Origin of the sequence: Bradyrhizobium cajani, from assembly GCF_009759665.1 — a bacterium.
GTDB lineage: Bacteria > Pseudomonadota > Alphaproteobacteria > Rhizobiales > Xanthobacteraceae > Bradyrhizobium > Bradyrhizobium cajani.
On the sequence record NZ_WQNE01000069.1, the window covers coordinates 1 to 13,740 of the forward strand.

The window sequence follows — 13,740 nt, forward strand, 5'->3', positions numbered from 1 at the left end:
TCCCTGCCCCTCCCCCGCAACGGGGGGAGGGAATGAGAGAGCGGTGCCCGCCTCACTCGGCTCCACGAACACCACAGCTCATGACAGCGCCCCCCCAAACAGAAAACGACCCGGAGGGGGGCATCCCGTCCGGGTCGCTGGAGGTCCTTGGGAGGTTTAACGAAACCGTATGTGAGCGTTATAGGAGGGAAGTTTTTCCGCCTGATGTTGTGCTTTGTTTCAATTGTTTCGTAGGCGGTAACACTTCCGTGTCCGGGGACAGGGCTGACAGTGAGGCTCTATCCCTTTGAAATCATGTGCCTTATGCGGCGAAGCGGTCGACGCCGGCGCCCTTAAGCAAATCGGCCAGCTGCTTGCGGGCGTAGAACATCCGCGTCTTCACCGTGCTCTGGGGGATGCCGATGATCTGACCGACCTCCTCCACCGACTTCTCATGGTAGTAGACGAGGTTGATGATCTCGCGATGCGCGGGCGACAGCTTTGCGACGCAGGCGCGCAGGATGGCGCTGGTGTCGCTGCGGTCGAGCGAGGTCTCCGGCGTGTCGCAGTCATCCGGAATCTGCCGCACGTCCTCCTGGTCGATGTCCTCGAAGCGCCGCTGGCGCATCGCGGTCAGCGCCTTGAAGCGGGCGATCGAGAGCAGCCAGGTCGAGACCTGCGAGCGGCCCTGGAACTGGCCGGCGGTCCGCCACACGTCGAGGAACACCTGGCTGACCAGATCCTCCGCCGTGGTGGCGTCGCGCACGATGCGCAGGATGAAGCGGTAAACCCGCACATTGTGCCGGCAATACAGGATGTGCATGGCCGTCCGGTTGCCGCCGGCGATGCTTTCGAGAAGCATGTCGTCCGAAGTCGCCTGAGCGGCAATGATGCTCTGGCTGGCCTGGGCGTTGATGGCGATGACGTTCGGCATGGACTTGGCTCCCCGTAGCGCCGCGACCGAGCGGCGTTTCCTTGGACCAAAGTGTTAATGAACCAACGTTTCGGGACGTCTGCACGAAAAGCGGAAAATGGTTTCGTGCGCCGCCAAATTGTTTCGTCGGAAAAGGTGCGACGAAACATTCGGGGCAAAAAGTCGTGGAATTTCAATATACGGGAAATACGGGGGTGGGGATCTGGCGGCGGATGGAGACGCCGGGAACGTATTTCGGGGGATTGCGTTCGTTCGCGCCGGGTAGCCGGCTGTCGTCCCAGGGGCTGCTGCGATCTGCGTATGGATATCGGGGGCCGTGTGTCCGCGATCTGAAATGCAGGCTGCAGGATGGCGACGACGCAACATATTCCGTCATTGCGAGCGCAGCGAAGCAATCCAGAGTCTTGCCGCGGAGGGATGCTGGATTGCTTCGCTGCGCTCGCAATGACGATGTGGAGGCGGGCCGCGCCCCCTACGCCTTCTCGCCGGCAGGCGAGAACAGGTAGCCGCCGCCGCGGATGGTGCGGATCACGGCGGGCTTGGTCGGGTCGGGCTCGATCTTGCGGCGGATGCGCATGATGCGCAGGTCGACGGCGCGGTCGAAGGCTTCGGCGTCGCGCGCATTGGCCAGTTCGAGCAGCCGCTCGCGCGACAGCACGCGCTTTGGATTGGCCGCGAACACCTTGAGCAGCCCGAACTCGGATGCGGTCAGCGGATGCTCGTTGCCTTCGTCGTCGCGCAGCGCCTGCGCTTCGAGATCAAGCCATTTGGTGCCGAAGCGAACCAGCTGGTCCTTGTCGGATTTCGCAGCCGCATCCGGCGCCGCAGCTCTCACCGGTGCGCTCCGCCGCAGCACCGAGCGGATGCGGGCCATCAGCTCGCGCAGCTCGCACGGTTTTGCCACGTAATCATCGGCGCCGAGCTCGAGCCCGACGACACGGTCGATCGGACTCGCGGTGGCCGTCAGCATGATCACCGGCACGTTGATGCGGCTCTTGAGGTCGCGGATGATCGAGAGGCCGTCCTCCTCGGGCATGTTGAGGTCGAGCACGACGAGATCGGGCATGCCGCCCTGGATCGCGGCGCGCAGGGCCTTGCCGCCGTCGCACAGCGTCACGGTGAAGCCGTGCATCTTGAGGTAATCGCCGACCATCTCCCGGGCCGGGGCTTCGTCGTCGACGATCATGATGTGCTGGCTTTGGGTCATGTCACTCGGATCTCGGTACTCAGAATCACGGCGTCTCGGTCGCGGGCAGGGTGATGGTGAAGGTCGATCCCTTGCCGGGGCCGTCGCTCTCGGCCGTCACCTCGCCGCCATGCATGTCGATAATACGCTTGACGATGGAAAGCCCAAGCCCCGTCGAGCTCTCGCCGGCGGTCGGCTTTGCCGACAGCCGCTGGAACCGGCCGAACAGGCGGCCGAGATCCTCCGGCGACAGGCCCGCGCCCTCGTCGCTGACGCGGACGATGGTGTCGCTGCCCTCGTGGCTGACGGCAACGCCGATCTTGCCGCCGATCGGTGAGTACTTGATGGCGTTGCTGATGAGGTTGTCGATCGCCTCGCGGATGCGGTCGGTGTCGCACATGGTGACGATGTTGGGCGGTGCGATGACGCTGATCATCTGCTGCTTGTTGACGGCGAGCGGCTGGTTGGCGTCGGCGACGTCCTTGACCAGGGCTGCGACATCGACCGGCTCGCGGCGGATGGTGATGTCGAAGGCGTCGGCCATCGCGTCCGAGATCAGATGATCGACCATCGTGGTCAGGCGCTTGGTCGCATCGCGGATGTGGTCGACCTGGGCGACGACGCCGCCTTCCGATGCGCCGGTCGTGATCAGCTCCTTCAGCATCTCGGTGCGGCCGAGGATGACGCCGAGCGGATTCTTCAGATCGTGGGCGACGGTGCCGAGAATCTCGTTCTTGAATCCGTTGGCGCGCTGCAGCCGCAGCCACTGCGCCGACAGGCGGCGGTTGGCCTGCATCAGCGCGCGGGTGCGCTGGGCGACGCGGTCCTCGAGCTGCGTGTTGGCGTCCTGGAGCTGCTGGTAGAGGATCACGTTGTCGAAGGCGATCGAGAGCCGGCTGGAGAAGATCTCGACCAGCGAGCGGTCGGTCTCGGACAGCTCGCGCTCGGCCTGGAGCAGCACCACGACCTCGCGGCCGCTTCCGGTGCGCAAGTAGATCACGCTGCGGTGGTCGGCGAATTCGTTCTTGCGGCGCTGGAACGCGGCTTCGACCATCTCGCGCAGGTCGGGGTCGAGCGCCTTCGACGATGTCGTGCCGATGAAGCGGCTGTAGCAGCCGCTGCCGGCCAGCACCGAAAGCTCGGGATCGAGGCCGCCATTGTCGCGCAAGACCAGTATACCGGCGCAGTCGACGTTGAGCAGCGAGGCGAGCTGGGTCAGCACGCCCTCGGCGAGCCGCTGCATCGACTTGAAGTCGTACAGCGTCGAGGCGGCGTCGATGATGATCTCCAGCCCGCGCCGGGTCTGCACCATGCGCTCGAGCTGCTGATAGGAGCGCAGCGCCGCGGTCAGCGAGGTGAACAGCTTGTCGGCGGTGAGCTCGGTCTTGGCCTTGTAGTCGTTGATGTCGTACTGCACGATCACGCGCCGCTCCGGCGCCTGGCCTGGCTGTCCCGTGCGCAGGATGATGCGCACGGTCTCGTTCCTGATCTCGTTGCGGATGAACTCGACCAGCTCGAGGCCGGCGACGTCGGTCTCCATGATGACGTCGAGCAGCACGGCGGCGATGTCGTGGTGCGCGGCCATCAGCTTGCGGCCTTCCGCCGCGGAATAGGCCGAGAGGATCTCCAGGCCCTGGCCGTTGAGGCTGTAGTCGGACAGCGCGAAGCGGGTGCCGTCATGCACGGCCGGATCGTCGTCGATGACGGCGATCTTCCATTTCCGGGCGTTGCTATCCTCCGACGCGGTACCGGTATCGTCGATCAGGTGGAGGACATCGTCCTGTTCGGCCATTGAGAAGTCCCGTCACTTTCTGTGCTTTGCGCGCCGCCCTTGGCGACCCGCGGCATGATAATGCGAAAAGTAGTGCCTTGTCCCAGCTTGGATTCCAGCATCATCCGTCCGCCCAGCTGCTGGGTCACGAGGTTATAGACGATATGCAGGCCCAATCCCGTGCCGCCTTCATTGCGCCGGGTGGTAAAGAAAGGGTCAAACGCCTGGCGCTGCACGTCGGGGGTCATGCCGGCCCCGTCATCGGCGAAGCTGATCTCGATGTCGTCGGCCCCGCGCGGCCGCGCCGAGATCGCGATCGTGCCGGCGCGGCCGTCGGCGAAGGCGTGGTTGGCGGCGTTGAGGAAGAGGTTGGTCAGGATCTGGCCGTAGGAGCCGGGATAGCCGTCGAGCAACAGCCCCTCGGGCACGTCGACATTGAGCGTGATCGACGAGCGCTTCAGCACGGGCCGCAGGCTTGCGATGATCTGGTCGGTGGCTTCGCTGAGCGAGAACTGCCGCCGCTCGGCATGCGAGCGGTCGACCGCGACCTGCTTGAACGACTGGATCAATTCGCCGGCGCGCTGGAGATTGGCGACGAGCTGCTGCGAGGCGTCGCGCGAGGCCTGCACGAATTCCTCCAGCTGCGAGCGGCGCAAGCCACCGTCGCCCTTGAGCTGGGCCTCGAAGATCTCGCTGCGCCGGGCAAAGCTCGACGCCACGGTCAGGCTGATGCCGATGGGGTTGTTGACCTCGTGGGCGACGCCGGCGACGAGGCCGCCGAGCGCGGCGAGGCGTTCGGCATCGATCAAGTTCTGCTGCGCGGCATTGAGCTCGAGCAGCGCGCTCTCGGCCTTCTCCTTGGAGGCGCGCAGCTCGTCCTCGGTCTGGCGCTTGGCGATCGCGTTCTCGCGGAATACCTCCACCGCGCGCGCCATGGCGCCGACCTCGTCGCGCGCCTTGGTGCCCTGCACCTCGCGGCCGAGATCGCCGAGGGCGATCGCGCGCATCGCCGTCATGATCTGCTGGAGCGGCAGCCGGATCGACAGTGCGATCAGCACGCCCGCACTGAGGATGATGCCGAGGAAGATCACGGCGATGGAGAGGACCCGTCTGGAAATGTCGGCCAGCGTGCGGTCGAAGGTCTCCTGCGCCTTCTGCTCGCGCTGGCGCATCTTGGTCGAGAGGTCGTCGATGGCGCCGATCGCCTCGGCCTGGCTGGCGTCGATGGTGTTGCGCAGCAATTCGGTGCGGCTCGTCAGTTGCTCGGACAGCTTTGCGAAGCCCTCGCGCAGCGCTGCGGTGCGCTGCCCGAGCCGTTGCAGCGCCATGCGCTGGAGGTCGTTGTCGGCAAGATCGATCATGACCGGAATGGTCTTCTCGATCGTCTCGGTGTTGCGGCGGGCGTCGTCGGCTGCGGCCGGCGACAGCGACAGGTAGTAGGAATTGGCGGCGACCAGCATCGCCGTGAATGCCTCGCGGGACTTTCCGAGCGAGGGCCAGATCAGCGCGTCGCGATGGCCGGTGGCGCCTTCGATGATGGAATAGAGGCCCGCCATGTCCTTGGCCGGGCCCTGCACCTGCTCCTCATAGGTCTTGGCGATGGTGGCCTGCACGCTGCGCAATTCGCCGAAGCCGTTGAGGAAGCGGTCGGTGGTGCGCTCGAGCTCCTCGACCGAGCCGGACAGCATCGGGTCCTTGGCGGCACGGTTGGTCAGCGTGCCTAGCACCGCCTCGCGCAGCAGCAGGATCTCGGCGAACAGGTCCGGGCTCGGCTGGTTGATGTAGCGGTGGATCAGGTTCTGCAGCCGTCCGGTCTCGCTTTCGAGCAGCGCCAGGATCCGGTCGGACTCGCGCACCTGGCGGACGTCGTCCCAAGCCGAGCCCAGCACCTGCGCGCCGTTCCAGATCATCCCCACCAGCACGATCACGACGGCGGAGTTCAGCGCCGCAATCGACAGGATGCGCCAGCGGATCGGCACCGCCCGCAGCATGCCGACGAGGCGCGCGCGCAGCCGCCCGATCGGGCCGGGCGGCCTGTCCGTGGGCTCGCTGTGTCCGGACGCTGCCAAGAAGCGTTACTCCACTTTGCGAATGCGTTCGATCAGCGCGGCCGCGGCGGGATCGCGCCCGGCCTTGGCGTAGATCGGCGCCATCGCGTCCTCGAACGGCTTGCGGTTCACGTCCCTGGCGATGCGGACGCCCGCTTCTTCCGCCTTGCGCTGCGACTGCTCCTCGAGGTGCCGCCACTTCTCGCGCATGAAGCGGCTGGAGCGCTGCGCGGCCTCCCTGAAGATCGTCTGGTCGTCCGCCGAGAGGCTCCGCCAGGCCTTGAGCGAGATCACCAGCACTTCGGGGCTCATCGTGTGCTCGGTGAGCGCAAGGTGGCCGGCATGTCTGTAATGGTCTGTCGTCACGAAAGATGGCCAGTTGTTTTCGGCACCGTCGATCAGATGGGTCGCAAGCCCGGTGAGCACCTGCCCGTAAGGAAGCTCGACCGGCTCGGCGCCGAGCGAGCGGATCATCTCGCTCATCAACTCCGACTGCTGCACCCGGATCCGCATTCCCTTGAGGTCGGCGATGTTCTTCACCGGCCGGAGACTGTTGTAGATCGACCGCGCGCCGGAATCGTAGAAGGCGAGCCCGACGAAGCCGTAGGGCTCGAAACTGTTCAGGATCTCGCCGCCGATCGGCCCGTCCAGCACCTTCTGCATGTGCTCGATGGAGCGGAACAGGAACGGCATGGCGAGCACGTTCATCGCCGGAACGAAGTTGCCGATCAGGGCCACATTGGTCCGGTTGAGGTCGATCGCACCGGCCCGGGTCTGCTCGATGGTCTCCCTTTCCTCGCCGAGCTGGCGGGAGTGGAACACCTTGAGCTCATGCCGCCCGCCGGTGCGCTCGGCGATCAGGGCGCCCATGTAGCGTAGCGCCTGGACGGTCGGGTAGTCCTCGACCTGGGTGTCGGCGGCGCGGAATTCGCGCGCAACAGCACCCGTCGCGCACATGCCCGTCGAGAATGTGGCAAGTAGAAGCGCGACGAAGATCACCCCGGTCCGCGAGAGTTCGGCACGGTTCAGCACTGGCACACTCAACCCCTCAGTGATGGAGTCTATGGCGGGACCAAAAGGTTCAATGCAATCTAGCAGATGGTAGAGGGAAGACCATCCCGCCCCAGGCCCGCGGAATGATTGTGCGGCGCAGCTGGCCCTCATTCCCGGTTGAAACCGCAATCGCGGCCCCTTAAGCAGGGACAGTCGCCGTTTGCCGCGCCTGGTGGGAAAGAGCCATCGTGATTTCAGCATTGCGCCTTTTGCCGGTCGTCGCGGCCCTCACATTCACCTTTCAGGCGCAAGCGGCCACCGATATCGCGCTGTGGCACGCCATGTCCGGCGAGCTCGGCCGGCAGCTCGACAAGCTCGCCTCCGACTTCAACGCCTCGCAGTCCGATTACCGCATCGTGCCTGCTTACAAGGGCAACTACACCGAGACGGTGACCGCGGCGATCTTCGCCTTCCGCTCGCGCAGCCAGCCTGCGATCGTCCAGGTCAACGAGGTCGCCACCGCCACCATGACGGCGGCCAAGGGCGCGATCTACCCCGTGTTCAGCCTGATGCGGGACCAGGGCGAGCCGTTCTCGCTCAACGATTACCTTCCCGCCGTCTCCGGCTATTACACCGATGCGGCCGGCAATCTGTTGTCCTTCCCGTTCAATTCCTCGACCCCGATCCTGTACTACAACAAAACCATGTTCCGCGATGCGGGTCTCGATCCGCAGACGCCGCCGAAGACCTGGCCGGAGCTCGGCGCCGCTGCCAAGCGCCTGCGCGAGCGCGGTGCTCCTTGCGGCTTCACCACGTCCTGGCCGTCCTGGATCCATGTCGAGAATTTCTCCGCCTTCCATAACCTGCCGCTGGCGACGCGGGCCAACGGGTTTGCCGGGCTCGATGCCGAGTTGACCATCAACAATCCGTCTCTGGTGCATCACGTCGCAGCGCTCAGCGAGTGGCAGAAGACCAAGGTGTTCGACTACAGCGGCCGTGGCCAAGCGGCCGAGCCGCGCTTCCAGAACGGCGAATGCGGCATCTTCATCGGCTCCTCGGCGACCCGCGCCGACATCAAGGCGAATTCCAAATTCGAGATCGGCTACGGCATGATGCCGTACTGGCCCGACGTCAGCGGCGCGCCGCAGAACGCGATCATCGGCGGCGCCACGCTGTGGGTGCTGCGCGACCGTCCGCGCGAGGAATATCGGGGCGTGGCGCGGTTCTTCGCCTATCTGTCGCAGCCCGGCGTGCAGGCCGCCTGGCACCAGAACACCGGCTACCTGCCGATCACCCGCGCCGCCTTCGAGCTGACGCGGTCGCAGGGATTCTATGAACGCAATCCGGGCTCGGCGATCTCGTTCGAGCAGATCACGCTGCATCCGCCCACGGAGAGCTCCAAGGGCATCCGGCTCGGCTCCTTCGTGCTGATTCGCGGCGCCATCGAGGACGAGCTTGAGCAGGCCTTTGCCGGCCGGAAGAGCGCGCAATCAGCGCTCGATTCCGCGGTCGAGCGCGGCAACAAGCTGCTGCGCCAGTTCGAGCGGGCCAGCCCGGAGCGATAGCCGAGCGCGCGCCTCGTCCTTCGAGACGACCGCTGCGCGGTCTCCTCAGGATGAGGCTGAGCAGCATCGGCGCCCGTCGAAACGGCTGCCGCGCACTCCTCCCTCATCCTGAGGAGCCCGCCTAAGCGGGCGTCTCGAGGGATGGGCCGCAGGGACACTGGTTTTTGGAAGGCAATCAAGGTCGCGATGTCGATGACGCTCCCTCACTTCACCGACGCCGAAAGCTTTCGCGCCTTTCGCTCCGCTTCCCCGCAATGGCTGCCGATCGCGCTCGATATCGCGCGCGGCCATGGCCTGGATATCAGCTCGCCGCACGTGTTCGCGACCGGCACCAATCTCGTCGTCGGGCTTGGCGACAAGCTGATCCTGAAGATCTTCCCGCCGCTCTTGCGCGCGCAATTCGTCTCCGAGCGCGGTTCGCTGACGCAGCTTGCCGGCCGCCTTCCGTTGCCGATTCCCGAGATCGTCGCCGAAGGGGAGCGCTGTGGCTGGCCCTATCTCGTCATCACGCGCCTTGCCGGCACGCTCGGCTCGCAGGTCTGGCCGCAATTGCCGGAAGCGCAGAAGGAGCGCGTGCTGCGCCAGATCGGCGAGACCATCGCCGCCGTGCAGCGCGCGCCGCTCGGACCGCTCGCACACATTGAGCCACGCTGGGACGACTTCATGCGCGCCCAGATGCAGGGCTGCAAGGCGCGGCACACGCGTCTCGGCCTCGCGCCGAAATTCCTCGCCGGCCTCGACGATCTCCTGCGCGACGCAGAAAAACTCATTCCGATGGATACGCCGCCGGTGATCCTGATCGGCGAATACATTCCGGAAAACTTCTTGCTCGCCTGCCGCGGCGATCAATGGTCGCTCGCCGGCCTGTTCGACTTCGGTGACGTCCTCGCTGGGTGGCGCGATTACGACCTGCTCGGCCCCGGCGCCTTCATGGCCGCGGGCCGACCGGGGAGGGTGCGCAGCCTGCTCGAAGGCTTCGGCTATCCGAAGCTCGACTATGCGCTCAAGCGCCGGCTGATGGCCCTGATGCTGCTGCACCGCGCCAGCGACCTCAACAGCCACGTCTGCATCGAGGGTTGGCAGGACAAGGCGAACGACCTGGTCGAGCTTCAGGAGCTGATCTGGCCGGGTTGATTGCTTCCCCGTCATTCCGGGGCGCCGCGAAGCGGCGAGCCCGGAATCCATTGTCCCACGCGTTCTGCGGCCCGATGGATTCCGGGCTCGATGCTGCGCATCGCCCCGGAAAGAGAGGCAGTGCTTATTGGGCAGGCCACGAACTAGATTGGCCTACTTAATAGGCATTCGAGCATCTTTGTATGCAATTCTCGGTGCGGTCTTCCCTCGTTCGATCAACAAATCCCTCGTGTCCTCAACGAGTTACGCCGATGCACGTCGCTCTCAACCCCTGGCACGAACCTTGCGAAGCCAGTTCCAACCAGAAGATTTTGTGTTGGAGCGATTTCATGAAGCGCCGCGATTTCCTCAAGTCCGTTTCCGGATTGGCCGCAGGCGCGGCGCTTCCGGCCATGCCGCAGGTCGTCTCCTCCGCCAAGGCGGATGCGCGCTCGGAGACGCTGCTGATCGTCTCGGAAGGCGGCCCCAACAATCTCGACATCCACGGCGTCGGCACCAATGTGCCCGGCTATGAGGTGTCCTGGAATTGCTACGACCGCCTGATCAGCCACGAGATGAAGAGCGGCCCCGGCGGCGTGCCCTATTACGACCGCGACAAGTTCAAGGGCGAGCTCGCCGACGACATGAAGATCGACGACATGTCGGTCACCTTCAAGCTGAAGAAGAACGCCAAATTCCACGACGGTGCGCCGGTCACCGCCAAGGACGTGAAATGGTCGCTCGACCGCGCCGTCAGCGTCGGCGGCTTCCCGACCTTCCAGATGAGCGCGGGCTCGCTGACCAAGGCTGAGCAGTTCGTCGTGATCGACGACTCCACGGTGCGCGTCGACTTCGCGAAGAAGGACCGCCTGACGATCCCCGATCTCGCGGTGATCGTGCCCTGCGTTGTCAATTCCGAGCTGGTGAAGAAGAACGCCAGCGAGAAGGACCCCTGGGGTCTCGAGTTTACAAAACAGCAGACCGCGGGCTCCGGCGCCTACAAGGTGACGAAATGGACTGCCGGCACCGAAGTGGTGATGGAGCGCAACGAGGATTGGGTCGGCGGCCCCTTGCCGAAGATCAAGCGCGTGATCTGGCGGATGGTGCCGCAGGCCGGCAACCGCCGTGCGCTGCTGGAGCGCGGCGATGCCGACATCTCCTATGAGCTGCCGTTCAAGGATTTCCAGGAGATGAAGGCGAACGGCAAGCTCAACGTGGTGTCGCTGCCGTTCTCCAACGGCATCCAGTATATCGGCATGAACGTGACCAAGCCGCCGTTCGACAATCCAAAGGTGCGGCAGGCCATGGCCTATGCGCTGCCGTACCAGAAGATCATGGACGCGGTGCTGTTCGGGCTCGGCAATCCCATGTTCGGCGCCGCCAAGGATAAGGCGACCGAAGTCGCCTGGCCGCAGCCGCACAAATACAACACCGACATGGAGAAGGCGAAGGCGCTGCTGGCGGAGGCCGGCTACGCCAACGGTTTCGAGACCACGATCTCGTTCGACCTCAATTTTGCCGGCGTCAACGAGCCGCTCTGCGTGCTGGTGCAGGAGAGTCTCGCCCAGCTCGGCATCAAGACCACCATCAACAAGGTGCCGGGCGCCAACTGGCGCACCGAATTGAACAAGAAGGAGATGCCGCTCTTCACCAACGTGTTCTCGGGCTGGCTCGATTACCCCGAATACTTCTTCTACTGGTGCTATCACGGCAACAATTCCGTCTTCAACACCATGAGCTACAAGTCGGCGGAGATGGACAAGCTAATCGACGGCGCGCGCACCGCTGCGGCGACTGGCGACAAGGCCGCCTATGATGCCGACGTGAAGGGCTTCGTCGATCTCGCCTACGCCGACGTCCCGCGCATCCCGCTTTACCAGCCCTTCGTCAACGTCGCGATGCAGAAGAACATCAGCGGCTACCAATACTGGTTCCACCGCCGCCTGGATTATCGCGCGATGGCGAAGGGGTGAGAGAGGCGAGTGGCGAATAGCGAATAGGGGGGAGTGATGGTTGCCGACAGCCGCGAATATCCATTCGCCATTCGCTATTCACTATTCGCCAGCGCGGAGCGCGCCCCATGCTGACCATGATCGGCAAGCGCCTGATGTTCGCGATTCCCTCGCTGATCGGCGTCGTCATCGTCACCTTCCTGCTGACGCGCGCGCTGCCGGGCGATCCCGCGGCCTACTTCGCCGGTCCCGCTGCGACGAAGGAGGCCGTCGAGCAGATCCGCAAGAAGCTCGGCCTCGACAAGCCGCTGATCGAGCAGTTCTTCCGCTACACCAACGATCTCGCCCATGGCGATTTCGGCAACTCGCTCACCACAGGCCAGCCGGTCGCAGCCGAAATCCGCAACCGCCTGCCGGCGTCCGCCGAGCTGACGCTGCTCGGCCTCATAGTCTCCATCGTCATCGCCATTCCGCTCGGCGTGCTGGCGGCGACGCGGCCGGGATCATGGATCGACCATCTCTGTCGCATCACGACGACGGCCGGCGTCTCGCTGCCGGTGTTCTTCACCGGCCTGGTGCTGGTCTATGTCTTCTACTTCCGCCTCGGCTGGTCGCCCGCGCCGCTCGGCCGTCTCGACGTGTTCTACAGCGCGCCGCCGACGGTGACCGGCTTCTACCTGATCGACACCCTGATCGCGCGCGATGTCGAGACCTTCCGCTCGGCGCTGAGCCAGCTCATTTTGCCGGCGACGACGCTTGCGATCTTCTCGCTGGCGCCGATCGCGCGCATGACGCGCGCCTCGATGCTCGCGGTGCTGGCGTCCGAATTCGTCCGCACCGCGCGCGCCAGCGGCCTGTCGCCGTCGACCGTGATCGTCACCTACGCGTTTCGCAATGCCATGCTGCCGGTCATCACCACGCTCAGCATGGTGTTCTCGTTCCTGCTCGGGGCCAATGTGCTGGTGGAAAAAGTGTTCGCCTGGCCCGGCATCGGCTCCTACGCGGTGGAAGCGTTGATCTCGTCGGACTTCGCGCCGGTGCAGGGTTTCGTGCTGACCATGGCGGTCATGTACGTGCTGCTCAATCTCGTGATCGACATTCTCTACGGCGTGATCGATCCGCGCGTCAGGCTCGAAGGCTAGGGGGGACAGAATGAGCTCCGTTGCGCCTGCTGTTGAACCCCCCGTCGGCCCCGCGCGCACGTCAGGCCTCGTGGCGATCCTCGAACAGACCCGCTATGTGCTGGGCGAAAACAAGGTCACGGGCTTTGCCTTCGCGCTGCTCATCCTGATCCTCGTTGCTGCGATCTTCGGCCCCTCTGTGGTGCCCTATGATCCGCTCGCCTCGGACACCGCGGCCGCGCTAAAACCGCCGTCGGCGGCACACTGGTTCGGCACCGATCAGCTGGGGCGCGACATCTTCAGCCGCGTCATCGTCGCAACCCGGCTCGACGTCTTCATCGCGATTGCTTCGGTCGCGCTGGTGTTCCTGATGGGCGGGCTCGCCGGCATCGCCGCTGGCTATTTCGGCGGCTGGACCGACCGCATCGTCGGGCGCATCGCCGACACCATCATGGCCTTTCCGCTGTTCGTGCTGGCCATGGGCATCGTCGCCGCCCTCGGCAACACCGTGCAGAACATCATCCTGGCCACCGCCATCGTGAACTTCCCGCTCTATGCCCGCGTCGCGCGCGCCGAGGCCAATGTGCGCCGCAACGCCGGCTTCGTGCAGGCCGCGCGGCTGTCCGGCAACGGCGAATTCCGCATCCTGCTGGTGCACATTCTGCCGAACATCATGCCGATCATGATCGTGCAGATGTCGCTGACCATGGGCTACGCCATCCTCAACGCCGCAGGCCTCTCCTTCATCGGCCTCGGCGTCCGCCCGCCGACCGCCGAATGGGGCATCATGGTCGCCGAAGGCGCCGGCTTCATGGTGTCGGGCGAATGGTGGATCGCGCTATTCCCCGGCCTTGCTTTGATGATCGCCGTGTTCTGCTTCAACCTCCTCGGCGACGGCCTGCGCGACATCATCGACCCGCAGCGGAGGACGTGATGGTCAAGTGCGGGGCGAGAAGCTCGACGCTTGGAAGTGAGCAGGGCACTGCTCTTTCATTCCCTCCCCCCTTGTGGGGGAGGGGCAGGGAGGGGGGTAGCCACGAACTCCGACCTCGCTTGGGGCTACCCCCCTCCCCAACCC

The 13,740-nt window shown here is 65.0% G+C and carries 10 protein-coding genes; 5 read left to right on the top strand and 5 right to left on the bottom strand.

Annotated elements, in window-relative coordinates:
- Positions 1-301: 301 nt before the first annotated feature.
- From GPL20_RS38005 to GPL20_RS38025, 5 genes are all read right to left on the bottom strand, one after another.
- Entirely contained in the window at positions 302-913 is a 612-nt protein-coding gene (locus GPL20_RS38005; RefSeq protein WP_157337786.1) for a sigma-70 family RNA polymerase sigma factor, read from the bottom strand.
- 472 nt (positions 914-1,385) lie between these two features.
- A complete protein-coding gene (locus tag GPL20_RS38010; protein ID WP_157337789.1) occupies positions 1,386-2,120 on the bottom strand; it encodes a response regulator in 735 nt (244 codons plus the stop codon).
- A 25-nt stretch (positions 2,121-2,145) separates the two neighbouring features.
- Positions 2,146-3,891: an ATP-binding response regulator gene (locus GPL20_RS38015; protein ID WP_157337791.1), complete on the bottom strand. Its 1,746-nt coding sequence runs from the start codon at positions 3,889-3,891 to the stop codon at positions 2,146-2,148.
- Complete coding sequence (locus tag GPL20_RS38020; RefSeq protein WP_157337802.1) at positions 3,861-5,861, bottom strand: sensor histidine kinase; 2,001 nt, start codon at positions 5,859-5,861, stop codon at positions 3,861-3,863. The genes GPL20_RS38015 and GPL20_RS38020 overlap by 31 nt, the downstream gene beginning before the upstream one ends.
- An 84-nt stretch (positions 5,862-5,945) precedes the next feature.
- The gene (locus GPL20_RS38025; RefSeq protein ID WP_309143219.1) at positions 5,946-6,956 is read right to left on the bottom strand and encodes a TRAP transporter substrate-binding protein; all 1,011 of its coding nucleotides are present in this window, start codon (positions 6,954-6,956) and stop codon (positions 5,946-5,948) included.
- 203 nt (positions 6,957-7,159) lie between these two features.
- Between GPL20_RS38025 and ugpB the strand changes: the two genes are divergently transcribed.
- The 5 genes from ugpB (at position 7,160) to GPL20_RS38050 (ending at position 13,596) form a co-directional block, all read left to right on the top strand.
- Positions 7,160-8,476 (top strand): sn-glycerol-3-phosphate ABC transporter substrate-binding protein UgpB, encoded by a 1,317-nt coding sequence (gene ugpB, locus GPL20_RS38030; protein WP_254125439.1) that lies wholly within the window; start codon positions 7,160-7,162, stop codon positions 8,474-8,476.
- Between the two features lie 186 nt (positions 8,477-8,662).
- Positions 8,663-9,610 (top strand): aminoglycoside phosphotransferase family protein, encoded by a 948-nt coding sequence (locus GPL20_RS38035; protein WP_157337795.1) that lies wholly within the window; start codon positions 8,663-8,665, stop codon positions 9,608-9,610.
- A gap of 329 nt (positions 9,611-9,939) precedes the next feature.
- Positions 9,940-11,562: an ABC transporter substrate-binding protein gene (locus GPL20_RS38040; RefSeq protein WP_157337797.1), complete on the top strand. Its 1,623-nt coding sequence runs from the start codon at positions 9,940-9,942 to the stop codon at positions 11,560-11,562.
- A gap of 107 nt (positions 11,563-11,669) precedes the next feature.
- Positions 11,670-12,683: an ABC transporter permease gene (locus GPL20_RS38045; RefSeq protein WP_157337798.1), complete on the top strand. Its 1,014-nt coding sequence runs from the start codon at positions 11,670-11,672 to the stop codon at positions 12,681-12,683.
- A 10-nt stretch (positions 12,684-12,693) separates the two neighbouring features.
- Positions 12,694-13,596: an ABC transporter permease gene (locus GPL20_RS38050; RefSeq protein WP_157337800.1), complete on the top strand. Its 903-nt coding sequence runs from the start codon at positions 12,694-12,696 to the stop codon at positions 13,594-13,596.
- Positions 13,597-13,740: the final 144 nt, after the last annotated feature.